This window comes from Domibacillus sp. PGB-M46 (assembly GCF_022668875.1).
Lineage (GTDB): Bacteria > Bacillota > Bacilli > Bacillales > Domibacillaceae > Domibacillus.
This window is the reverse complement of the sequence record NZ_JAKGCR010000009.1, coordinates 14,082-36,641: the sequence shown is the minus strand read 5'-3', so window position 1 is coordinate 36,641 and position 22,560 is coordinate 14,082. Positions and strand designations below refer to the sequence as shown.

The window sequence follows — 22,560 nt, the reverse complement described above, 5'->3', positions numbered from 1 at the left end:
TCTAAGAGAAAGAGGCATTATGATGCGTGAAGGCAAGTTTAATGTAAAGCGGATATACATAGGGCTCTTTAGGCTCGGCAATCTCTTTCCATGAAGTGATGTTGACGACAGGGATGGAAATTCCTTTATAGGAGGTGACAGCTAAGGTTCCTTCTATTTCAATCCACATATCCTGTTTCAAGTGCACAGCTCTATCGAATTCTGCTAGAAAGCCGATCAGGCTGGCATCCGCTACGCAGTGTGTAATCAAAAAGCGCGATAAAATAAGCTGATTGGTTTGAAGGCTCTTTTCTTTGAAAACAAAGCCCGTCATTTTGAGCGTACGACCATTGTACTTTTGGGGATCTGCATTTATTTGCCCATAGTAAGGCTCAAACACCCCGTCGGTCAGGTGAATCACACGGCTGCGTTCAAGAGCATTGATCCTTTGGTCGAATTCTGCCTGCTGTACTTCTCTTCGGGCCACGGCTATTTCTTCGTGTTCCGACGGAAGGCTTTTATTTTCTGTTTGCAAAAGCAAACCGGCTCCTTTTTGGGCCGCGATTGTTGCATTCAATGTTTGGGGCGGCAATAGAAAGCCTGTCACCAAGGGAAAAGTTAAAACAGAATAAGAGATATATTTCCGCCTGGAATGATGATGGCAGTCATGCTGGCAGGACGGGCTGTGCTTATTTTTAGGGCTCCACAGGCGAAAAAATTGAATGAAAACAAGAAAGAAAAAAAGATAAGCGGCACATAAACTAAGCCACGCATAGTCAGGATTTACATATTTTGAGATGGTTCCGCTTGTGTGAAGATTCAGGAAAAAAAGAGAGAAAGCCGTTAAAGCGAGAGCCTTGAATACTTGATGGGGTTGAAATACCATAAAAGCCGCCTCCTTTATAGAAAAGGTAAAAAGTTTGTACAGAAAAAAACAATGACCGTGATCAAAACGAGTAAACTAAGAACAAAGGTGATCCGAAATACACTGAGAAGCATGAAGGTATTTTTTAAATCGATCATGGGGCCATAAATTAAAAAAGCCAAAATAGAAGAGGGAGGAAACAAATGGCGAAAAGAAGCGCCAATGAATGCATCTGCTTCTGAGCAAAGGGAAAGAACATAAGCAAGCCCCATCATCACAAGAGCGGCGGGGATTTTTTCGCCTCCCGTCTGGAGGAGAGACTGCGCTGAGACATACGTTTGAACAAACGCGGCAAGAAAAGCTCCAATCACAAGGTATTTCCCCATGTCGAAAAACTCATCAATTGAATGAGTCAGCATGCCCCATAAGCGCACACCAAAGGCGATTTTAGACGGTATGGCTGAAGCTTCTTGTTCTACAGGCTGCTCCTTCAGCTGATTGTGCTTGAAAAAAAGGCCGATCAGCAAAGAAATGAGAACTGCTGCGATAAAGCCCACTCCCATTCGCAGGCCAGCCATCTTCATATCCTGCCCGAAAGCCATATAAGTTGAAAAAAGAACGATCGGATTAATGAGCGGTCCCGTCAGGAGAAACCCCACTCCAGCGTGTATGGGCACTCCTTTGGCCACCAGCCTCCGGACGATCGGTACGATGCCGCATTCACAAGCTGGAAAGCAGGCACCGATAAGGCAGCTGGCCAAAACGGCTGTAAACCGGTTTTTCGGCATCCACTTTTTGATTTGTTCTTCACGAATAAATATCTGTATAAAACCAGCAATGAACACACCTATTAAAACAAACGGAATCGCTTCTATCAGGATACTTAAAAAAATCGTATTCAGCTGTAGAAGTGAAGAAGGAAAAGACGAAGAGAGATCTTCTTTTTTGAAGAAAGGCTGAAAGAATACAAATAATGCCGTACAAAGAAGGGTGAAAGACAGTGTGATCGTGAATGGATGAAGACGAATGGATGGAATCATAACTTTCTCCTTTTTCAGTTGAAAATAAAGGCGCTCTGTCCATCGTATATGTATGTATGGCGAAAAGAATTAGTACAGCCCCGTTGTTTTTAAAGAAGGGAAATAACAGTATCATACAGAAACTCAAGAACCGTAAAAAGATATACCGGGGTATAAAGCGGTATCTCTTTTATAAGCTCGAAATAGGGCAGAACAACTTTGTTAGCACTGTATGGAAGAACGAAAGAGGTAATCTTTCATTTCTTTCATTCTTCTTTTGTCGGCAGGGCTTCCTGGCTTTTTAAATAAAACGATGTTCCGTTCTGATTAGATTGAAGGCCGTAATCAAGATGAAGCAGCCGGGCAAATGCTTGATAACTTTTGTTTTGTGCTTTTGTGTACTTTAAATACTTATTTTCCTCTGTGTAAGCGGATAAAAGGAAGACAGGTGTTTGTTTCGGAGGGGGAGGGCCGCTGCTTTTTGGTGATGCCTGTTGCAATCATTTTTACCATTCGATCATTACCTCGGGAAATACCCCTTCTCCAATTTCATTTTTATGAAGGCGCAGCTTGAGTATGGACTGGACAAACAGCTGCTTGATTTTTTGAAAGAAAAACAACAGCAATACTAGCTTAAAATAGCATAAATGTACAAGGAGAAACTATCTTAAAAGATTAAAGATTTTGCTGTTTTTTGGGGGGGATTTGGATAAAATATATTTATAAATAATTAAAGGCAAACTAATCGAAAGGTTAGGACGCAAAGCTACGGATCTAAAATTCAACAGAATCATGATAGCCGGGCTGCAGAAATGGACGGTACCATCGCCATGAGTACAAACAGCGATTGGTTCATGTTTATTCAAGAAATGTCTCGCTTAACGAGCGATTATGAACGCTGTCAGGATAAACGAATAAAAGAACAAATAGTAAGCGATATTACGCTGTTAAAAGAAGCCATTGCGCTGCTTTCTTATCCAAAGAGATAAGTAACCTTGTTTTCTAGAAAAAATAGGCTCTGAGATTAGAGATGGAAGCATAAATATGAGTCAAAGAGGTACAATAGCGCTGATCGGCGGAACTGGAATAGTAAGCGGCATATAGCAGGTGAGGCTGTGAGACATGGCTACAGCGTCCGTATACTTGTGAGAAATCCCCGGAAAACAAATGAGCAAAACAGTAGTATCGACGTATTGGAAGGAACCGTGGAAAAAAAGGGATATAATCAAAACGCTGTTAAAAGACTGTCAGGCAGTCATCAGTACATTTGGTCAGCCGCCGAAGGCAGTATCGTTGTACAGCAATTTAACAAAACAAATTCTTCCGATCATGAGTAAGCTTCAAATCAATCGGTACATAGGCGTAACAGGCGGTTCGCTAACATTAAGAAATGACAAAAAAGCCTGCTCAATAAAGCTGGCGCTAAACTGTTTAAGGCAGTGTATGCTGAGATGCTCCAAGATAAGGAAAAAGGGGCAGATCGGCTTTTCCTAACGAAAGAGCTCCATTGGATACTTGTCCGGCTTCCATTTGTGAAAGAGCGTGAGAATTGTCAGCCAGCTGGAAGGGGAGCGGTATATCCATGAAGCTCCTTTTATTTCTAATTAGTTTAAAGCTGCCTCACTTACTTTAGAATTTCTCTTTAATTTAACACCAGGTGCTATAATTAGGTGTTATAATAGGCGTATATAAAAGTAAACGAGGTGCAAAAAGATGAATGGATCTAAAGCACGTATAACGGCCCTCGGTGTGTATGTCCCTGAGGAAAAATTAACCAATGATGATCTTGAAAAAATGGTGGAGACGAGTGATGAATGGATTTTTCAGCGGACCGGAATAAAAGAAAGACGAATAGCTGGAAAAGACGAATATGCTTCCCACCTTGCTTTTCGTGCTGTTGAAAACCTCGTAGAAAGATACAAAAAAGAGCTGCATGACATTGACGGTATTATTGTAGCAACTTCAACTGCGGATCACGCTTTTCCAAGTGTTGCCTCCCAGGTGCAGCACCACTTTCACATTCCGGCAACGGGTGCTTTTGATATTAATGCCGTTTGTGCCGGTTTTACTTATGCCCTGCATTTAGCTAATACAATGGTTACATCCGGCGTGCATAAAAAAATATTGGTTATAGCGACGGAAACATTGTCCAAAGTAACAGACTTCACCGATAGAACGACCTGTATACTGTTTGGAGACGGGGCCAGTGCTTTACTTGTAGAGTATGATCCGGATCAGCCAAGCTTTTGGGGTGTGCACATGGGTACAATGGGAGAAGGCGGCGGCCATTTGTACCGGACTGCGCTCGCAGGTTCTATCCATGGAAAAGCGCTGAATACAACCGGCAAAATGGTTCAAAACGGCCGGGAAGTGTACAAGTGGGCTACCCGCACGCTTCCCGAAGGCATGGAAGAACTGCTAAGAAAATCAAATGTCCGTGCAGAGGATATCGACTGGTTTATCCCGCACAGTGCGAATATGCGCATGATAGAATCGATTTGCCAAAAATCAGGATTTCCGCTCGGAAAAACATTAACGAGCATGAAACTCTTTGGGAATACATCGGCTGCATCTATCCCGCTCGCTTTAAACGAGGGAGTGGAAGAAGCAAAAGTGAAAGCTGGAGACACATTGCTGCTCTATGGATTTGGAGGAGGGCTTACTCATCTAGGCCTTATTGTGAAATGGAACGTAGAAGAGCCTGCTTACTAAGCAGGCTTTTCCTTTTACAAAGGAGAACTGGTTGTCATAATTGGATGAAGTTTTCCATCCACGGCGAACGATACCTTGCCTGTTTCCTCAGACACCACAAGTACAAGTGCGTCGCATCTTTCTGTTAGTCCAATCGCTGCACGGTGCCGCGTGCCTAACTTTTTACCGGACCAGTTTTGCGCGGATAGGGGCAGGGTATTCGCCGCTGAAAAAATTTGATTCTCACGAATCACCACCGCTCCATCATGAAGTGGGTTGCCAGGATAGAAAATAGATTCAAGCAATGAATGAGTCAGGGCTGCCTGCATGAGCGTTCCGGTGTGAATAAAAGGGTCCACCGCGTCTTTACGCTCAATCACGATTAGCGCTCCATGCCGCTGATTAGACAGGTGCTGAATGCAGGTGGAGATATCCAGATACTTATCTGTAAAAGGAGACAGGTAACAATTTAAATAAAAAGAAGCTGCCATTCTCTCTACCGTTTCAAATTGGTCTTTAATGGCTTCAAGTTTGCTTAAAGCACACCCATCGTCCGCTTTTAAGGTCTCGATACCTTCCTTCATATGAAAAACAATTTCTTCAAGCTGCTGGATTAAATTCAATTTTAATGGAGAAAAGTCACAATCGCTTTTTTTCATGGTCATCCACCTCATTTCAAGTCGTCGGACGTGCCAGCGGGTGCAAAGAGTATGTATAAAGAACGGGTTTTTTATTTATTCTGCGGGTTTATGTGAAAGTTATGTAACCATTTTCGTTTTTCTTAAATGGAATGAGCGGGTTTTTAACGAAAAGAACGGATTTCGCTTTAAACAGCTGTAAGCATTCAAATTGTTTAATGATGCCTGGAATGATATAATCTTACCCATTCAAATAGTGGAAAAGATCAGTATTTTGGGGAAAGGTAAGTCTATTCTTATTTATTTTCTTGATAAATGTAAGCGTAAACAAAAAGGGGCGGTACGTTAAAACTGTTATTAGTATGATATGTCGAAAAGTATGCTGACATAGCAGGTTAGCCAAGAAGTGCTGCCGAAAATGTTAACGTTAACATTTGGGTGAAGGATTGTAAAACGAAAGCTGAGATAGTAACGAAAAAGGAGAGTTTATCTATGGAAAAATCCGTCAGTCCGTATTCCTTTACAAATATGCTTATTTTTTTTATTCCGCTCGGTTTTTCGGCCAGCTTAACGGCTATTACCCATTTGATCATTAATGGGACATTAAGCAGGGCAGATCACGCCGAAGTGGTTATTGCCAGCTATGCCATCGCTCTTTCATTATTTGGAATTATAGAACGGCCTGTCCTGGTATTTCGCCAGACCTGTTCTGCTCTTGTGAAGAATGAAGCTTCTTTCCGGCTTTTAAGCAGCGTGTTTGTACAAGTTTCGCTTTTGATTTTTGTCGTGTGCGCTTTGATTGGCTACACGCCGCTCGGCCATTTTACATTTATTCATTTGTTTAATACGGATGAAACGATGCTGGCATCTGTCACGTCTACATTCAGGGTCATTACCTTTGTGATTTTCTTTTCCGGCCTCCGCTGTTTGTATCAAGGAATTATCATTAATCATTTCGAAACAAAATGGGTGACAATTGGCGTCGTGGTCCGGCTTTTTGGCATGTTTTTAGTGGCTTATTACTTTGTTTGGTCCGGCCATGTGAACCACAGCATTGTAGGAGCCATTATTTTTTTAACCGGTATGGCGATTGAGTGCATCATTAGCGTTTGGCGGGGCCATCGAATTGTCAAAAAAGAAATGAAAAGGAAGGAGCCGGCTGTAGAAAAACGAGACATTTACGCATTTTACACGCCGCTTGTTTTTTACTTGTCTTTTCAAACAGTGATCATTCCGGTTATTTATGCTTTTCTTGGTAATATTAAAGATGCCCAGACAGGCATGGCTTCTTTTGCGATGGCTCTCAGTATTACAAATTTAGTGCTTAGTTTTTTTATGTATACCCACCAAATCGTCTTGCAGTTTTTCAAAGAAAACAGGCGGTCTGTTATCCAATGTGTCATTGTGTTCAGCATTGTGCCTTCTTTGCTTCTGGCTTTCCTTTGCTACAGTCCGGCAGGCATCTGGTTTATGATGAATGTGATGGGCACAAACCTGGCCCTGGCGGAGTCTTCTCTGGCGGTCCTGCAATTTTTTATTTTAAAAACATTCCTTTTTCCCTGGGTGGATTTTTTTGGGGGCATTCTTATGCTGCATAAAAACACAAAAAGTATGGTCGCCCCACAGGTGTATAATTTAGCCGCTGTAACCGTCAGCAGCTTTTTACTCGTTCAGTTTGTGCCGCATTTAAACGGCAGTGCCGGTGCGATTGCTGCTTCACTCGGTGAATTGGTCGGGCTGCTTGTTGTAATGAGAGTGGTTTTTCATTTGCGGAAAAGAAAGAGCGGACATCCAGAGACCGCAGTTTAACCTTTAAAAGTAAAGGCTAAAGGTCTATAACGGCCGGAATATCGGCTGTCTTTATCTTAACTTAAACACGTTGTGAGGTGATTGGCACAAAACAAAACGGTAAACAGCGGACAAAACGCTAATTTTGTCGATTGTGTGACGACAAAGGTAGTTTTCTTCTTTATTGAATGAAGAAAAAACGTACTTTAAGATGGAAGTATGTTATTAACATTTGAAAGGAAGAAAAATAAATGGCTCAATCTAATATAAAAGTCGCTGTTCAAAAGTTCGGTAACTTTTTAAGTTCAATGGTTATGCCGAACATTTCTGCTTTTATTGCCTGGGGCTTGATCACGGCGCTTTTTATTCCTAGCGGGTTCTTTCCAAATGAAAGCCTTGCCAAAATGGTCAGCCCGATGGTTACGTATCTCCTCCCGCTTTTAATCGGGTATACAGGAGGGAAGCTTGTTCATGACCAGCGCGGGGCGGTTGTCGGCGCTATTGCGACCATGGGGGTTATTGTCGGTACAGACATTCCGATGTTCCTCGGTGCGATGGCAATGGGTCCGCTTGGCGGATATGTGATTAAGAAATTTGACCAATGGATTGAAGGAAAAGTAAAATCTGGTTTTGAAATGCTTGTAAACAACTTCTCTGCCGGAATTTTAGGCGGCCTGCTCGCGATTTTAGCTTTCCTGGCCGTTGGTCCAGCGGTAAAAGCTTTAACAGGCTGGCTGGTAGACGGTGTAGATTGGCTGGTTGCAACAGGATTGCTTCCTTTAACAAGTATCCTGATTGAACCTGCAAAAGTGTTGTTTTTAAACAACGCCATCAACCACGGTGTATTATCACCAATTGGGGTTGAACAAGTAAAACAAGCAGGCCAGTCGGCTTTGTTCTTGCTTGAATCCAATCCTGGACCAGGACTTGGCGTTCTGCTTGCATACTGTATTTTCGGAAAAGGCACTGCAAAAAAATCAGCTCCGGGAGCAGCAATTATTCATTTCCTCGGAGGTATTCATGAAATTTACTTCCCGTACATCTTAATGCGTCCATTGCTGTTTTTAGCCGTTATTCTTGGAGGCATGAGTGGTGTGTTCACGCTGGTTCTTTTAGGCGGCGGTTTGTTTGCGCCGGCTTCACCGGGCAGTATCCTTGCGATTGCAGCTGTAACGCCGCATAATGCAGGTGCGTTTATTGCAAACTTTGCCGCTGTGCTTGTCGCAGCATTAGTGTCCTTTGTCGTTGCTTCGTTTGTGTTAAAAACGAGCAAGCAGACAGAAGAAAACATTGAAGATGCAGCCAAAAAAATGCAAGAAATGAAAGGGAAGAAAAGCTCTGTTGCCGATGTATTTGCTTCAAATCCTGGAGAATTCCCGCAAGATGTAAACAAAATTGTTTTTGCTTGTGATGCAGGAATGGGTTCAAGTGCGATGGGTGCTTCGCTTCTTCGTAAAAAAGTAAAAGAAGCAGGCTTAAGTGTTTCAGTAACAAATACATCGATCAGCAACCTGCCAGCGGATGCACAAATTGTCATTACACAGGAAGAGTTAACGCCGCGGGCGCAAAACAAACTTCCGAATGCATACCATGTATCTGTTGACAACTTTCTGTCCAGCCCAGAGTATGAAAAATTAATTGACCGTCTCCAAAACGGCGGACATGACCCTATAGAAGAAATTGTGGAAGATGCGGAAGATAACGTTCCACAAAATGAGGATGGGCGAACAGAAGACGGTTTATTGTTAGAAGAAAATGTGTTCTTAAATCAATCTTTTGCTACAAAAGATGAAGCGATTCGTTTTGCGGGTAATGCTTTGTTTAAAGCAGGGTATGTAAAAGAAAACTACATTGAAGCCATGATTGAACGTGACCAAATCACATCTACTTATATGGGCAATGATGTAGCAATCCCTCATGGAACAGAAGAAGCGAAAAAAGAAGTGTTAAAATCTGGATTCACGGTTATTCAGGTTCCTCAAGGCGTTGATTTTGACGGCAACCTGGTCCGCTTGATTTTTGGTATTGCGGGCAAGGATGGAACACATTTAGAAATTCTGTCCGGCATTGCCGTAACATGCTCGGAAATGGAGAATATCGAAAAACTGGTGAACGCTCAAACAGCGAAGGAAATCATCGCTATTCTCAACGGTTCAAAAGAATAAGCTTTTTATTCAGTAGAAAAGTGCTTCGTGCGCTTTTCTACTTCCTGTTTTCTCAAGAAATAAGACAAAGGGGGTGGCAGCATGTTTATTACTTCGAGGGAAAAAGCCATCATTGAGCTTATCATTAAAACATCAGGGAAGCATACCGCTTTTTCCATTGCCTCTTCTTTAAATGTAAGTGTGAGAACCATTCAGCGCGATTTAAAATCGGTTGAAAAAATTCTAGAGCACTTTGATCTCCACCTGCAAAGAGATACAAATGAAGGATTGATCATTGAAGGCAGGAATGAACAGATTTTTCGGCTCATTCAGCACTTAACAGGCAGCCACCCAGTGGATCAAACACCGAAGGAAAGAAAGCTGCTGCTGCTCCTAGTCTTGCTTGAGGAAGCAGAATCTTTTAAGATTCAAGCTCTGGCATCTGATTTAGGTGTCAGTATCACCACACTATCCGTTTACCTGGATGAACTGACCGAGTGGCTCCAGCCGTTTCACATCCAACTGAGCCGGAAACGAGGCGTCGGGGTGGAACTGAAAGGAAGCGAAGAAAGCAAGCGTAAAGCGTTAGCCTATTGTTTTCTCATGGATTTTAATGAAGAAATGATTGAAAGCCTCTTTTTACTGGAAAAGGGAAAATACGAGCAGGAAAAAGTCCTCTATTATTTCCGTCCGCATTATATTCGTGCGATTGACCGGCTGGTGAATGAAACGATGAATAACCGGTATTCCCGCCTGGCGGACAGTGACTATATCGGGCTTATTGTTCATATTGGCATTACGATGCAAAGAACAGAAGCGGGCTTTTACCTGGAAGAGGAGCCGCTTTTGAGTGAAGAAACAGATGAACACAGCCAGGTAGTAGAGATATGTGCACAGCTTCAAGAATTCTTCTCTGTTTCATTTACGAAAGAAGATGTGGAGTATTTAACCACTGTTTTAAAGGGATCCAAGCTGCAGGAAGCGGCAGCTGTTCCTTATGACAGTGTGGTTTTGGGCCAAATAATCAAGCGTGTGATTCAAGATGTATCCGCTCAGCTCCACGTTGATTTAGCTCATGATTTTTCCTTGTTTCAAGGCCTTCTTGCCCATATGGAACCCGCTTTGTTTCGGCTTAAACAGCAAATGGGGCTTTTTAATCCATTAACAGAGGAAATCAAACGGAAATATCCGGTTTTATTTTTGGCGGTAAAAAACAGTGTAGAAAAAGAGTTCAAGGAAATTGAACCGTTTCCTGATGATGAAATCGCATTTATTGTCCTTCACTTCGGTTCGGCGCTGGTCATGCAGGAAGAAAACATTGCCCTAAAAGCGCTCGTCGTTTGCCCAACAGGGATTGGTGCATCGAGAATGCTGGCAAGCCGAATCAAAAAAGAAATTATCGAGATTGATTCAGTGGAAATCAAATCACTGAAAGAAATCGGGCAGCAGAACGTACATACATTTGATGTTATTATTTCCACCGTCCGCCTGCCGCTTATAAATACGGAATATATATTGGTGAATCCGCTGTTGAGCACGGAAGACATCACGGCAATTAAGAGCTTTTTGCAGAAAAATGTTGAAAAATTAACCAAAAATAAAAAATATAAAAAATCACTGCCGAAAGAGGCCGCTTCACCTGTAAAAGAAGAACAGCCTTTAACAGAATTGCTTAAGGAACTTAAAGATACGCAGCAAAGTATTGAAGCACTGATTGGACATTTCCGTGTATACCCTATCGCTCAGGCACAGGACTATGACCAAACAATTAAAGAAATGTTAGAAAAAGCAGAGCAGGATAAGCTCTTATCTAATGCACCGGTTGTATTCCAGGCGTTAAAGGATCGTGAAAGAAAAGGCGGTCTTGGTATTCCTAACACAGGAATGGGCCTCTTTCACTGCAGGAACGAACATATACACGGACTTATTTTTCAAATTGCGCATTTACATCATCCTTGTTTAATCAAAGGAATGGATGGAAATGAGATGTATATGAAAAGTTTGCTGCTGATGCTGGCCCCGGAACAATTAAGTGCAAAAGAGCAGGAAATCATCAGTTTACTGAGTACCAGCTTGATTGAAAGCAACGAGGCAATTATGATTTTTTCCTCTTCGAATGAAGAAATGATCCGTACAAAGATGGAATCGATTTTTTTAGATTATCTTCACACTAATTTGATAAAGGAATGATAAATATGAAAACAGCTGTACATTTTGGCGCAGGGAATATTGGGCGTGGATTTATCGGAGCACTTTTCTCCGATTCCGGCTACCATGTGACGTTTGTTGATATTGCCGATCAAACAATTGATCAGCTGAACAAAGATCAACAATATAGGGTAAAGCTGGCAACAGACCAGCAGGATGAAATGATCATTACGAACGTATCCGGCTTAAATAACATGAAGCAGGAAGAGGAAGTCATGGCTGCCATCCAGCATGCTGCCTTTTTAACAACGGCGATTGGACCGACGATTCTTCCTCGTATTGCGCCGTTAATTGCAAAGGCACTTACAGAAAGAGTGAAGACAAGCGATGAAAAGCTGTATGTTATCGCCTGCGAAAACCAAATTTCTGCAACGGACTTATTAAAAGGCTATATACTGGAAAATATGGACGAAGATACAAAAAGCCGTTTAGAAGGCAGAGTGTTCTTCTTCAATTCTGCTGTTGACCGTATTGTACCGATTCAAAACAACCAAGGGTCACTGGACGTTCTTGTAGAACCATATCATGAGTGGGTAGTGGAAACAACAGATGATATTCCTGCAATCGAAGGCATGAAGATCGTGGCAGACCTTGCGCCTTTTATTGAAAGAAAGCTGTTTACTGTAAATACAGGACACGCAGTAATTGCATATCTTGGTTACCTTGAAAACAAATCAACGATCGATCAAACACTCGCAGATGAAGCCATTGAAAAGCAGGTACAGGCGACGTTGAATGAAACCGGCGCTTACTTAATCAAGCAATACGGCTTAAATGAAGAAGAGCACCAGCAATATATCCAGAAGATCATTGACCGTTTTAAAAATGCTTATTTAAATGATGGTGTAACAAGAGTAGGGCGTTCTCCAATTCGCAAGCTTGGTCCAGATGATCGCCTTGTCCGCCCGGCTGTTGAAGCTCAAAAAGCAGGTCTTTCCTATACAAACTTAGCGAAAGCCATTGCAGCAGCTCTGCTGTTTGACTATAAGGAAGACGAAGAAGCAGTAAAACTGCAGGAAATGATTCAAGAGAACGGGGTAGCTTCAGTACTTAAAGAGGTAAGCGGACTGGATGAAAACAGTGAGATTACCCAGGAAGTGCTGCGTCAGTATGAACTGCTTCAAAAATAAATAACCGTTTTTTAAAAGCAACGTTTAAAAGCCCGGAAGAATACTCTTCCGGGCTTTTAAATTATAAATAGATCTTTTTTCTAATGATTTTATTGTGTTAAAAGAAAGGGCTTCTTAACTGAAACAAACACTTGAAAAAACAGCTGTTTTTGGAAAATGAGAAGTGCTTTTTTGTTGACAAAATGTCAACACTTTAATATAGTCCAGTAGTGTTTTATTTTAAAAGACCGAGTATTTTAAAGTCTGAAGGGGGAGCTTAAAGTGGGAAATGAGTTAAAAACGAATGAACTTGGTGTGCTATTAAAACAGCTATTAAAAGAACATTCTTTATCGATGAGAAAACTCAGTGAGATTACCGGCATAGATACTGCAACCATTTCACGCATCATTAGCGGTAAAAGGAGAGCAACACCCGAACACTTACAAACATTATCTGATTGTCTAGGTATTCCAAGTGCTGACTTATTTACCGCTGCTGGTTATACCATTAATAAAGCAAAAAAAGACCACCAGTCAGACATTCACGCTTCTCTCGACAGTATTCAAAGCATCCTTGCCACCTCTAATCTCTATGATGGGACATTTACGATTGAAAGTGTAGAACAGCAATTAAAACAATATGAACAGGAGCTGCAGAGTGAAGAAGCCAGAAATACTATTCTTAAGAGCTTTAAAGAAAAAATAAAGAAAGTCGGCAGTGGCGGCCCCTTTATCGGAGAGTTAGAGCAAATGTTTAAACATTATAGACTGAAAAAAGGGACACCTGCAGACCTTGCTGTTATGGGCAGTGTACTAATGTATTTTATTGTCTCTTTGGATGTAATCCCTGATTATATTTTTCCAATTGGATATTTAGATGATGCCATCTCAGTAAAACTTGCGTTAAGCCTCTTATCAGCAAAGACAGGGAGCTAAACCAAAGAAAATAAATATAGGTGATTTAAGAAATGGAGAAAAGAGAAATAGCTATTAGAAAAAGAAAACGGATCAGAAACCTTTTACTGCTTATTTTTTTGTTATTGGCGCTTGTCATGGATTATTGTATTTACCAATACCAGAAAGGGTTATCTGAGGCAGAGGATGGCAGCTACAAAGAAGATCAAAAAACATTTGATGAGTTCGAGGGCAGCGAACCGCAATTTGGTGAGATGAATATTTTACTGATTGGAAGTGATTCGAGGGGTGAAGAGCATTCACGCGCTGATACTTTAATGATCGCCCACTATAACCAAAATACTCATAATATGAAGATTGCTTCCATTATGAGAGACACATATGTAGATATTCCCGGCCATGGGATGCAGAAAATAAATGCTGCTTACGCGTTTGGAGGTCCGGAATTAATCAGAAAAACAATCGCAAAAAATTTTGAGGTAGATGTTCATTACTATGCTGTTATTGATTTCAAAGGGTTTTCAAAACTAGCAGATATAATGGCGCCTAATGGAGTCGAAGTAGATATACCATATAAAATGTCTTATGGAATTGGAACAACACTTCAGCCCGGCAAGCAAGTGCTGTATGGCGATGATTTATTGGCCTATGTGCGCTTTCGCCATGATCGTTTAAGTGACTTTGGAAGGGTGGAAAGGCAGCAGGAAGTGATGTTTAAGCTAAAAGAACAGGCAGTGAGCATACATAACTTAGCGAATATCCCAAAGTTGCTTGGAGCAGCGGATCCGTATATTGATACAAACGTAGACACACGTGCCCTGTTATCAATCGGCAAAGGGTTGGTTGCAGGGAAATCAAAGGAAATGGAGAGCATTCGGATACCTCTTCAAGGTTCATATGAGAATGAAAGCGTAAGTGTCGGGGAGGTACTTAAAATTGATTTAAGTCAAAATAAGCAGAGTTTACAAGATTTTTTATCGTTAAACCATAGCTAATTAAAAGCGAATAGGGTTATATGATCGGAGAGAAAACTAAACTTTTGACAGAGCCAGAACCAGTTTAGTCAAATTAATGTTGTAAACATCACTCTTTGAGGCATGCTTTCGGAATAAGACTTTAAATGAGCACTTAAATGTATAAGGAGATTTTATGAATTACAATCTATTTCAATTAATAAATCAGTTCGCCGGACGCTTTCCTGTATTAGACGGATTGATGGTGGTTATATCACAAGTATCTTTGCATATATATGCATTAATATTAATAATTATGTGGTTTTATAGGAAAGAAAACTATAAGCACACAGTCGTTTTTGCAACAATGACTGGAATCGCAGGGTTGGTTACAAACTTTATCATCAGCCACATTTATTTCGAACCCCGCCCTTTTGTCACACATGATGATGTTCAGTTACTCTTCTATCATGCTGCTGATGCTTCTTTCCCAAGTGATCATACAACAGGCGCTTTTGCATTATCGCTATTTGTTTATTTATGTCACCGTAAGATTGGCTCCGCAATGATCATATTAGCGGTATTTACTGGGATATCCCGCATTTATGTCGGGCATCATTATCCATATGATGTTTTGGGGAGCATAATGATAGCTTTGACAGCAAGCTTATTTATTTTTAAGATTCGTAAATATTTGAGCTCTATACCTAAGACTTTGATTTTTATGTTCAATCGAATCCCCTTTGTGGCTGAGCGTTCTCAAGGCGAAAAGAAAGAGTAATGAAACATTTAAAGTAAACGACTTTTAACAAATATGAAAAATAACGATGACCAGACAGAAAACAGAATTTCTAAGTGTAATGTGAGGAAATTTGATAGAGGGAGTTAAGAAAACATTAAGTAGGCGTGGGTCGTTTAGAGATTTTACTGAAGATAATTAAAGGAGAATGGATATTGGACAACCTTAAGATGACTATACAAAATTTTTTTATTGAAATGCTTAGTTCCCTCCCGCCAGAAATAATGGTCATGATGATTTCGGCTATACCAGTTATAGAGGTGAAGGGAGGCTTGCCGATAGGGAGTCTTCTAGGATTATCATTTAATTCTTCACTTTTTTATAGTGTTATCGGAAACCTGCTTCCTGTTCTCCCGATTTTATTGCTGTTTAGGCCAATGAGTCACTGGATGATGAGAATAAATGTATATCAATACTTTTATAACTGGCTGTCCAAAAGGACGGAAAAGAAGGGAGATAAAGTAAGAAAATATGGAGCGTTAGGGCTGGTCTTATTTACCGCTGTACCACTGCCTACAACGGGGGCTTACAGCGCCTGTTTAATATCATTGTTATTTGCAGTTCCAACTAGGAGGGCGTTTGTGTCCATTAGTTTAGGCGTGATTATAGCTTCGGTTTTAATTGGAGTAGTCAGCTATCCTTTATTTTAAAACGTTGTATCCTTACATTTACATATTAGTATGAGAGTCATCTGTAAAATGAATGTAGTGATGGAGAATAAAAAAGGCTTTAATGACCGTTTACACAAAAGGGAAGTCATTCTCCACATGGTCATGTTTACCCCTGGTGTGTTACCGAGTTCAAATATCTATTTTCACCGGACAAGCTTTTTGGCTATGGTGCATTGTAACATTTTTAGCAATGAAGATAGACACTTTAAGAAATAAAGGATAGCAATAAGGATGAAAGGAGCGGCGGCAGAAAAGTAGACCGCCTGGCAATGAATGAAGATTAATTTTTATCGTACTAGCTTCGCTTTGTTATCAGTATTCATCTTGTCTTTATGTATATTAAGTGCATATAATGACAAATTGCCTTTAACAATAGATCAACTAAAAAAGGACTTAATCGGTGAAAGCATCTATATTAATGATGATTTTATAGAAATAACAGAGGATAACCTTGCCTATCTTTCAATAAAAGAAATCAAAACGAAGAGTAACAGCAGCCGTGTATTAGCAGACATTTGGCTTGAAGAACTAGGTGAAGAAGCTGGAGAACGAAATAAGCAAAAGCGAAAAAACCATATTCATCGTGTATATAAAGGAGAGTTAAGGATCGATTATGAGCGATTTGAAAAATATGCGCCCTGGATGATCATGCCACCAGTACCTAAAAGCGCTTTTTCTTATGAGGAAACAGAAGTACCGAACTTTATTGATCCTGTTCCCCCCTTAGAAAAATCAGAAGAAGGCATTTTACACGATCTTCAAACTCAGTATACAGGAAGTGTAATGGTTAAAGGCAGCGGGCCATTCGGCCATTTAGCGCAATATGTTTCATTTGACAGGACGAATTCGGAAAGAACAAGCATTGCTCCTGTAAAGAAAGTTCATTCGTTTAGTTCGGGTATAGCGGGAGAAGGCAGCTTTTCTTTAGAACGTATCATGCCAATTGAATTATCGTTTGACTTTGATGTAGAAAACGCTTCTGATATGTATGAGCAAAACGGCTCTTATCGGATCTCTGGCAGCATGAATGTTATTTACACACTGCTTGAAGACGACGAAGCGGGAGGAACGAGCTGGATGATCACGGATGTAGACACAGAAAATGCAAATTTCACAATTGAGAAACTCTAGTCTCAAATAAGAGACCGTATTATGAGTACGAATAGTTTGAGCAACTTTAACGTGTAACCTCCTATTCAGTTTATGCAAGCGTATAAAAGCAGCTAAGAAACATAGAATACAGCTTTGAGAAGATGTTGAAAAAGCATATTAGAAAAAATATGTGCAACCAAAAAAGAATATACGCTATACCATTGAACACTTATGAAAAGCTGCATTCAGATGAAGGTTTGGGAACTGCTCTGTCCAAAGCTTAAAAGCCCGGAAGAAAGATTCTTCCGGGCTTTTTGTTATTTGTATGAAACGGCTCATTAATGAACCAGGCTGTACAACGCTTTAATGTGTGACAAGTAACGGACATTACTTGCTTCTTTCATAAGCGTTGCCGGCAATCCTTTAAGTGCTGTGTTGTTCGCACCAATTGTGGCAACAGCATCTTTACGGCCAAGGCTGGCAAGCGTACCAGAATTCACTGGCTCGAATGTATCCATTTTCTTGTCTGTCAGGTAAGCGAACAAGTTGTAGCCAACAAGTTCACCCATTTGCCAAGCGTTTTGTGCAGTCGGCGCATAAGGGCGTCCACCGTCAGCAGGGAAAGCTACCGCGCTGTCGCCTGCTACAAATACGTCTGCATGTGATTTAGATTGAAGGAATTCATTAACCGTTGCTTTGCCGCGGTCCACTTCAAGGCCAGATTCACCCACGATTGGAAGTGCTGCAACGCCGCCAGTCCAAACGAACGTATTCGCTGTAATGCTTGAGCCGTCTTTTAGCTCAATTTTATTTCCTTCTACTTTTGTAACAGGAAGACCTGTCAAGAATTCAACACCGCGCTTTTGAAGGCTTTCCGTTGCACGGTCAATCAGAGCGTCCGGCAGTACTGGAAGAATCTTCGGGCCCGCTTCTACAAGCTTGATTTTCAAGTCGTTGAAATCAACACCATATTGTTTGGCGATTTTCGGGAAGTTGTCAACAATTTCCCCAACAAGCTCGACGCCTGTTAAGCCGCCGCCGCCAATAACGATTGTAGCATCTGCTTCGCTTTTCGTTTCGGCATATGCACGAATACGCTCTTCGATATGGTTGAAAATTTTGTTCGCATCTTCTACAGATTTTAATACCATGCTGTTTTCTTCAAGACCTGGAATGCCGAAGAAACCGGTCTGGCTTCCAAGGCTCACTACAAGCGCATCATACGATAGAGAAGAGCCGTCTGCTAATTTAACTTCTTTATTATCTACTGAGAAAGATTCTACTTTCGCAATTTTAAGTTCAATATCTTTTCCTTTGAAAAGCTTTTTCAATGGAATCGCAATAGCTTGCTCTTTCAGTGTTCCTCCGGCTAGACGGTGCAGCTCCGTAATGATTTGATGAGTAGGGAACTGGTTCACTACTGTTACTTGTGCTTCATTTTTGCTTAAATATTTACGAACAGTCAGGGCAGAAAGCACGCCGCCATAACCTGCACCTAAAATCACAATATGTTTTGACATCGTTTATTCTCCATTCTTACTCATTAAGTGGTAAAAGGCTTATTTTTGATTTGCGCGCTCGTTGCTCACTTGAAGGAACGCATTTGCAAAACGGAATAGTTTTTGGGCCTGCGGGTCTTTCAGCATTTTCATTAAACCAAACAAGCCAATTACTTCATTGCTTTCATCTGCACGGTCTTTTGCTTCAATAGCAGTAGCCGCAAGGTTTTTTACAGTATGTGTAACCGGTTCTGCAAGTTCTGTAACCGCACTAACCGTATCATTTTTTAACACTTCGTCTGTTGCAACAGATTGCGCAAAATCATATGTTTTTGTTAGAATCGTCGTCAATTCTGTTAATTTAGGAAGGTGTTCAACTAAAGCTGTTAATGATTCTTGTACTTCAGGCTTTAAGAGCTGATCAAGTACGTCTAATTGTTCCTGGCTCACAGTCAATGTTTCAGACTTTGGTTGAGTCATTGTTTCTGGCATAACCCATTCTCCTTTGCCATAGCTGTTTGCTATGTATGTATTCTCCAAATCTCTAAAAGTTTGTGAAGTTTTGCACAAACGATTCCGTGCGAAATCTCTTTTAACACTATCAGTTAAACTTCACTCCCTTATTATAGCGCTTTATCGTTCCAAAATTCCAGTTTAATTTTCATTTATTCTAAAAAAATTGCTGATAATTCTATGGTGAATATCGACCAAGTCAGTGAGGCCAATTGCGGCAAAGGGCTTAAAGATCAAGTTACTGCAGACAATGAAGTGGAGACACTATGCTGTAGTCCTAGTACTGCTTAAATTCATTTTATGCCTCCTGGCCGTTTATATGATGAAGCCAGCGAAGATCATTAGAAAAACAATGGAGGATGAGAAAATGAAAGACACATGGCAGGGCAAGCAAGCAGAAATCATTAATAAAGAAAAAGGCATCAGCGAGTACGATGTGTTTATTGATGTGAAAAGGTCAAGTCATGAAAATAGCTAAGCGGAGCGATGAGATCGAAATGCAAACAATGTGAAGCAAAAGCAGCCTGAAGAAAGAATGATTGCAGCCCAGTGTATAAATCAGAATGCTGCCGCATATGAAAAGCGTAAGCAGGAAGAAAGAACAGCGGGAAGCTTTCCAATATGCCATTTTAAGGGGGAAGGATCATGAGAGAAGGGGATTGGGTTTGTGTCCGCTTTGATTTTCACACATATTTTGGCTACGCAAACAAATTGTACGATGGCCAAGATGCATTTCAAATGTGCATTTTAAAACGGGTTGATAAAAAGGGTAGTCAGCATTTCCATCTAGGAAAATACAAAATGCTATATCAATCGCAAGCTGAACTGATCGAAGTTGAGCATTCAGCAGATGATTATGCCACTTTGATCGATCTTGCTTTAATGAATCGTGATCGGGAATGGTTTAATGAATTAGTTGGGAGGGCTTCTTTAAAGACAGAAGAGCCTCTTGATAAGCAAGAGCATGATTGGATCCTCCAAGGTATGAAAAAAATAAACAAGATAATAGCTGCTGGCTTTGCGGCTCTTGGACAAGCCTTGAGAAATGCTTTTAGTTTTATCAGGGAGAGGTTCACAGGAGTAGTTGATGTGATAAAGCTTTATAAAGATAAATGCCTAGAACGTATCAAGCAACTAATTGAATTACGCAAGGACTGGTGGATCAAAGTGGATACAAGGGAACACAATCAGGTACTGGCGGGGTAACAAGCAAAAATTCGTAACGAGCAGGTGTGGACGGAATGAATGCGATCAAGCTGATGAAAGAAATGACGTTTTCATCGAGACAACTAAATACAATTTGTGCATAATTCAAATTAAATACAATACAGGGCATTGACTAGACTATGCATGCATCATAGCAATAACCAAGCGGAAGCAGCGCTGGCGTTTAGAAACCCATCCAGTGCTGTTAATTCGTATGTTTTATTCTGTGCATGTATTATTTTTATGACTGGCATTCTTATCTGTAAGACGAGGCACTCGTTTAGGCGGGTGTCTTTTATTATTTGAAAGTGTATAACAACAAATGCCTTATTTTTAATAAACTGTTAACCTCTTTAAGTTACTTGAATACTTTTAAGTGTAATGGGGAATGTATTCAGAACTAACATTATTATGTTGTATTCAGTAATTGGAGGGGTTCAACAAATGGAATGGTTAAGGCAAGTTGATTGGCGTACAATCACAACTTACACAAATAGTATTTTTATCATTAATAAAGATAAACCCGAGGAATATGTAGTATTGCTGCATCACAACAAACAAGGTTTTGAGGATATTCAAGTATATGTAGATTATGATCAGGATTCAGAGACAGTAGCTTATTACAGAATAATTGAAAGAGTAGCAGATAAAAAAGGAAATCTCATTTTACTTGCTGAAAAAGAAGAGTAAAAAAGCAATTTGGAAAAGAATATTCTAAAAAAGAAGGCGGATGCAGATGCTCATTACATAACCTCAACCACATTTTTTATTAGGAGATGCTGGTACGTTTCCCCCATTTTATCTACTTAACCGGTTCAATGGTCGTTATATAAACCGCAGGTGGCCTGGTCTTCTAAGATTACTAAGCCCTAATCATTTAAAAAGGAAAGAAGTTATGTGTGAAGGTGAAAAGTAACGATTAAAGACTTCCTGCGGGATATTTTTCTTTACTCAAAAAAACCTATTAATCGAAATTAATAGGTTCTTCAGTAACATTTAAAGTAGCTTTTACAATGGTAACGTCTTGAAAATTAACTTGAGAATTCAATGTAAAGTCATCTGGCAGGGCAGATATGTATTTTAAGAATTCAGCAGCATGTGCAGGGGATTTAAAATGGGTACAGTCCAATATATCACTCGTCGTATGAACAGATCTGCTTCCTTCGAAGGGGGGAATCATTAAATATACGTCTTCGGATTTTAATACATGAGTTACTTTGCCCACTAGTTGATCCTCCTTTATTCTAAAATCTTTTAATACCCGTAATAGGCTGTGAAAAAACCTTTTTTCACAAATATAATGTATATGTGAAAGAGTAAAAAATAGAACCCTGCAAAGAGACAGGGCTGGATAATTTTCTTTATACCGCAATGGAGGTATTCCCGGATGTTATCGCCGATGCTTAAATCAATCTCTTGCTTTATATCCATGCTGCGCACCCTTTGAAGGCGCTGGAACCTTCTAATACAGAGCAAGGCGGTACGAGGTAGAGAGAAATGAATTCCACTCGTCGTTAGCAGGAAATGAATTCCGGATATAAACGAATCCCTGGCCATTATGCTTTATATATTTGCTTATTTTTCTAATGGTGAGCAGGGAAATTTGGTTAAACAAGGTGTGAAGAGGCATATTGAATTACCCCTAGTTACTCACCACGTTCGTTGAACGTTGTTCTATGAAAAAGAGAAAGGCACTGAACGGAAAGACTTGTGCCTGACTTGCTGCGGCAAATTATTATAAGACGAAACAGCATTAACTTATCATCAATGGTACAAAAAGTATTACTGTGAGGAATGGACAAGCGAACATGCTCTGGATGATAACTTCCGAAGCTAGTATGAAGCGTATTGCAAAGATGAACGGGGACAAATGGGAACTTAATGTTTATTTAAAACTTGCAGATGATATAAGAAAAGAGAACCATATCCTAGGTTCTCAATAAGAAAGTTCTTAACTTTATTTTAAGATAATCGCCAAGCGGGGATTAATGAGTGAAAGCTAAAAAAGTAGCTCATTATAACGTGAAACACTGAGTAGAGAGCTAATGTTATCAAGTATGTGAAAAACCAAATATGTAAGGGTTTATGTAAAAATAAGAAAAGTAAAAGCATACCAACCGGAAATGGTACTAAAACAATTAACCAAATTGGGGCTCCAAGTGCTTCAGTTAAAGCACCCAAAGAAACAACAGAAAGACCGATTATAAGAGCCTGCCAAATAGCCATACCGCTACTAATTATGCGACTGCCAATAAAATAGGACAAAGCTGTTAGTAAGATAGCTAAAAGAAAATGAACAAAATAAATCATGATAACTACACCCCTTCCTTAAACTTAGTCAAACTATTTTACCGTAAATAGGGGATTCAGTTTGTAAAATATATGTAAATAAATATAAAAACAGGAAATAAACCCATAAGTCTTGATCATCCGGACTTATCTTAAAAAAGGAAGATTCAACAATAGTAGCA

Annotated in this window: 23 protein-coding genes and 1 riboswitch; of the genes, 14 read left to right on the top strand and 9 right to left on the bottom strand. The window is 40.3% G+C overall.

Annotated elements, in window-relative coordinates:
• Nucleotide 1: 1 nt before the first annotated feature.
• The 3 genes from L2D08_RS12770 to L2D08_RS12760 form a co-directional block, all read right to left on the bottom strand.
• Nucleotides 2-865 (bottom strand): TIGR03943 family putative permease subunit, encoded by an 864-nt coding sequence (locus tag L2D08_RS12770; RefSeq protein WP_242234200.1) that lies wholly within the window; start codon nt 863-865, stop codon nt 2-4.
• A gap of 14 nt (nt 866-879) precedes the next feature.
• On the bottom strand, nt 880-1,884 hold the full coding sequence (locus L2D08_RS12765) for a permease (RefSeq protein WP_242234199.1): 1,005 nt from the start codon (nt 1,882-1,884) through the stop codon (nt 880-882).
• Nucleotides 1,885-2,129: 245 nt separating this feature from the next.
• A complete protein-coding gene (locus L2D08_RS12760; protein ID WP_242234198.1) occupies nt 2,130-2,363 on the bottom strand; it encodes a hypothetical protein in 234 nt (77 codons plus the stop codon).
• 225 nt (nt 2,364-2,588) lie between these two features.
• A riboswitch (cyclic di-GMP riboswitch) is annotated at nt 2,589-2,675 on the top strand.
• On the opposite strand from L2D08_RS12760, the gene L2D08_RS12755 reads away from it, so the two are divergent.
• Together L2D08_RS12755 and L2D08_RS12750 are read left to right on the top strand one after the other, a co-directional pair.
• On the top strand, nt 2,676-2,852 hold the full coding sequence (locus L2D08_RS12755) for a hypothetical protein (RefSeq protein WP_242234197.1): 177 nt from the start codon (nt 2,676-2,678) through the stop codon (nt 2,850-2,852). It begins immediately after the preceding riboswitch.
• Between the two features lie 126 nt (nt 2,853-2,978).
• Nucleotides 2,979-3,200, top strand: coding sequence for a hypothetical protein (locus L2D08_RS12750; protein WP_242234196.1), 222 nt, complete (start codon nt 2,979-2,981; stop codon nt 3,198-3,200).
• 94 nt (nt 3,201-3,294) lie between these two features.
• Here the strand turns inward: L2D08_RS12750 and L2D08_RS12745 are convergent, their stop codons facing one another.
• A complete protein-coding gene (locus tag L2D08_RS12745) occupies nt 3,295-3,447 on the bottom strand; it encodes a hypothetical protein (protein ID WP_242234194.1) in 153 nt (50 codons plus the stop codon).
• A 129-nt stretch (nt 3,448-3,576) separates the two neighbouring features.
• Between L2D08_RS12745 and L2D08_RS12740 the strand changes: the two genes are divergently transcribed.
• Nucleotides 3,577-4,575, top strand: a complete 999-nt coding sequence (locus L2D08_RS12740) for a ketoacyl-ACP synthase III (RefSeq protein WP_242234192.1) — start codon at nt 3,577-3,579, stop codon at nt 4,573-4,575.
• A gap of 14 nt (nt 4,576-4,589) precedes the next feature.
• Here L2D08_RS12740 and cdaS read toward each other — a convergent pair whose 3' ends face one another.
• The gene (cdaS, locus tag L2D08_RS12735) at nt 4,590-5,213 is read right to left on the bottom strand and encodes a sporulation-specific diadenylate cyclase CdaS (protein WP_242234191.1); all 624 of its coding nucleotides are present in this window, start codon (nt 5,211-5,213) and stop codon (nt 4,590-4,592) included.
• 471 nt (nt 5,214-5,684) lie between these two features.
• Here cdaS and L2D08_RS12730 point away from each other — a divergent pair, with 471 nt between their 5' ends.
• The 9 genes from L2D08_RS12730 (at nt 5,685) to L2D08_RS12690 (ending at nt 16,910) form a co-directional block, all read left to right on the top strand.
• Nucleotides 5,685-7,001, top strand: a complete 1,317-nt coding sequence (locus L2D08_RS12730) for a multi antimicrobial extrusion protein MatE (RefSeq protein ID WP_242234190.1) — start codon at nt 5,685-5,687, stop codon at nt 6,999-7,001.
• A 230-nt stretch (nt 7,002-7,231) separates the two neighbouring features.
• Nucleotides 7,232-9,145 carry a PTS mannitol transporter subunit IICBA gene (locus tag L2D08_RS12725; protein ID WP_242234189.1) on the top strand — a complete coding sequence of 638 codons (1,914 nt, stop codon included), beginning with the start codon at nt 7,232-7,234 and terminating at the stop codon, nt 9,143-9,145.
• Between the two features lie 81 nt (nt 9,146-9,226).
• A complete protein-coding gene (locus L2D08_RS12720) occupies nt 9,227-11,314 on the top strand; it encodes a BglG family transcription antiterminator (protein ID WP_242234187.1) in 2,088 nt (695 codons plus the stop codon).
• 5 nt (nt 11,315-11,319) lie between these two features.
• Nucleotides 11,320-12,462 (top strand): mannitol-1-phosphate 5-dehydrogenase, encoded by a 1,143-nt coding sequence (locus L2D08_RS12715; RefSeq protein ID WP_242234186.1) that lies wholly within the window; start codon nt 11,320-11,322, stop codon nt 12,460-12,462.
• A 261-nt stretch (nt 12,463-12,723) separates the two neighbouring features.
• Nucleotides 12,724-13,377 (top strand): helix-turn-helix domain-containing protein, encoded by a 654-nt coding sequence (locus L2D08_RS12710; RefSeq protein WP_242234184.1) that lies wholly within the window; start codon nt 12,724-12,726, stop codon nt 13,375-13,377.
• 32 nt (nt 13,378-13,409) lie between these two features.
• Entirely contained in the window at nt 13,410-14,351 is a 942-nt protein-coding gene (locus L2D08_RS12705) for an LCP family protein (protein WP_242234183.1), read from the top strand.
• A 154-nt stretch (nt 14,352-14,505) separates the two neighbouring features.
• A complete protein-coding gene (locus L2D08_RS12700) occupies nt 14,506-15,090 on the top strand; it encodes an undecaprenyl-diphosphatase (RefSeq protein ID WP_242234181.1) in 585 nt (194 codons plus the stop codon).
• Nucleotides 15,091-15,263: 173 nt separating this feature from the next.
• Nucleotides 15,264-15,758 (top strand): COG2426 family protein, encoded by a 495-nt coding sequence (locus L2D08_RS12695; protein ID WP_242234180.1) that lies wholly within the window; start codon nt 15,264-15,266, stop codon nt 15,756-15,758.
• A gap of 381 nt (nt 15,759-16,139) precedes the next feature.
• Entirely contained in the window at nt 16,140-16,910 is a 771-nt protein-coding gene (locus tag L2D08_RS12690) for a hypothetical protein (RefSeq protein ID WP_242234179.1), read from the top strand.
• A 299-nt stretch (nt 16,911-17,209) separates the two neighbouring features.
• On the opposite strand, the gene L2D08_RS12685 is transcribed toward L2D08_RS12690, so the two are convergent.
• Both L2D08_RS12685 and L2D08_RS12680 read right to left on the bottom strand, forming a co-directional pair.
• Nucleotides 17,210-18,391 carry an NAD(P)/FAD-dependent oxidoreductase gene (locus L2D08_RS12685; RefSeq protein ID WP_242234178.1) on the bottom strand — a complete coding sequence of 394 codons (1,182 nt, stop codon included), beginning with the start codon at nt 18,389-18,391 and terminating at the stop codon, nt 17,210-17,212.
• A 39-nt stretch (nt 18,392-18,430) separates the two neighbouring features.
• Complete coding sequence (locus L2D08_RS12680) at nt 18,431-18,862, bottom strand: helical membrane plugin domain-containing protein (protein WP_242234177.1); 432 nt, start codon at nt 18,860-18,862, stop codon at nt 18,431-18,433.
• Between the two features lie 666 nt (nt 18,863-19,528).
• Between L2D08_RS12680 and L2D08_RS12675 the strand changes: the two genes are divergently transcribed.
• Both L2D08_RS12675 and L2D08_RS12670 read left to right on the top strand, forming a co-directional pair.
• Complete coding sequence (locus L2D08_RS12675) at nt 19,529-20,089, top strand: IDEAL domain-containing protein (RefSeq protein WP_242234176.1); 561 nt, start codon at nt 19,529-19,531, stop codon at nt 20,087-20,089.
• Nucleotides 20,090-20,533: 444 nt separating this feature from the next.
• On the top strand, nt 20,534-20,779 hold the full coding sequence (locus L2D08_RS12670; RefSeq protein WP_242234173.1) for a hypothetical protein: 246 nt from the start codon (nt 20,534-20,536) through the stop codon (nt 20,777-20,779).
• Nucleotides 20,780-21,053: 274 nt separating this feature from the next.
• On the opposite strand, the gene L2D08_RS12665 is transcribed toward L2D08_RS12670, so the two are convergent.
• Together L2D08_RS12665 and L2D08_RS12660 are read right to left on the bottom strand one after the other, a co-directional pair.
• Nucleotides 21,054-21,314, bottom strand: a complete 261-nt coding sequence (locus L2D08_RS12665; RefSeq protein ID WP_242234171.1) for a hypothetical protein — start codon at nt 21,312-21,314, stop codon at nt 21,054-21,056.
• A 737-nt stretch (nt 21,315-22,051) separates the two neighbouring features.
• On the bottom strand, nt 22,052-22,399 hold the full coding sequence (locus tag L2D08_RS12660) for a hypothetical protein (protein WP_242234169.1): 348 nt from the start codon (nt 22,397-22,399) through the stop codon (nt 22,052-22,054).
• Between the last annotated feature and the right edge of the window lie 161 nt (nt 22,400-22,560).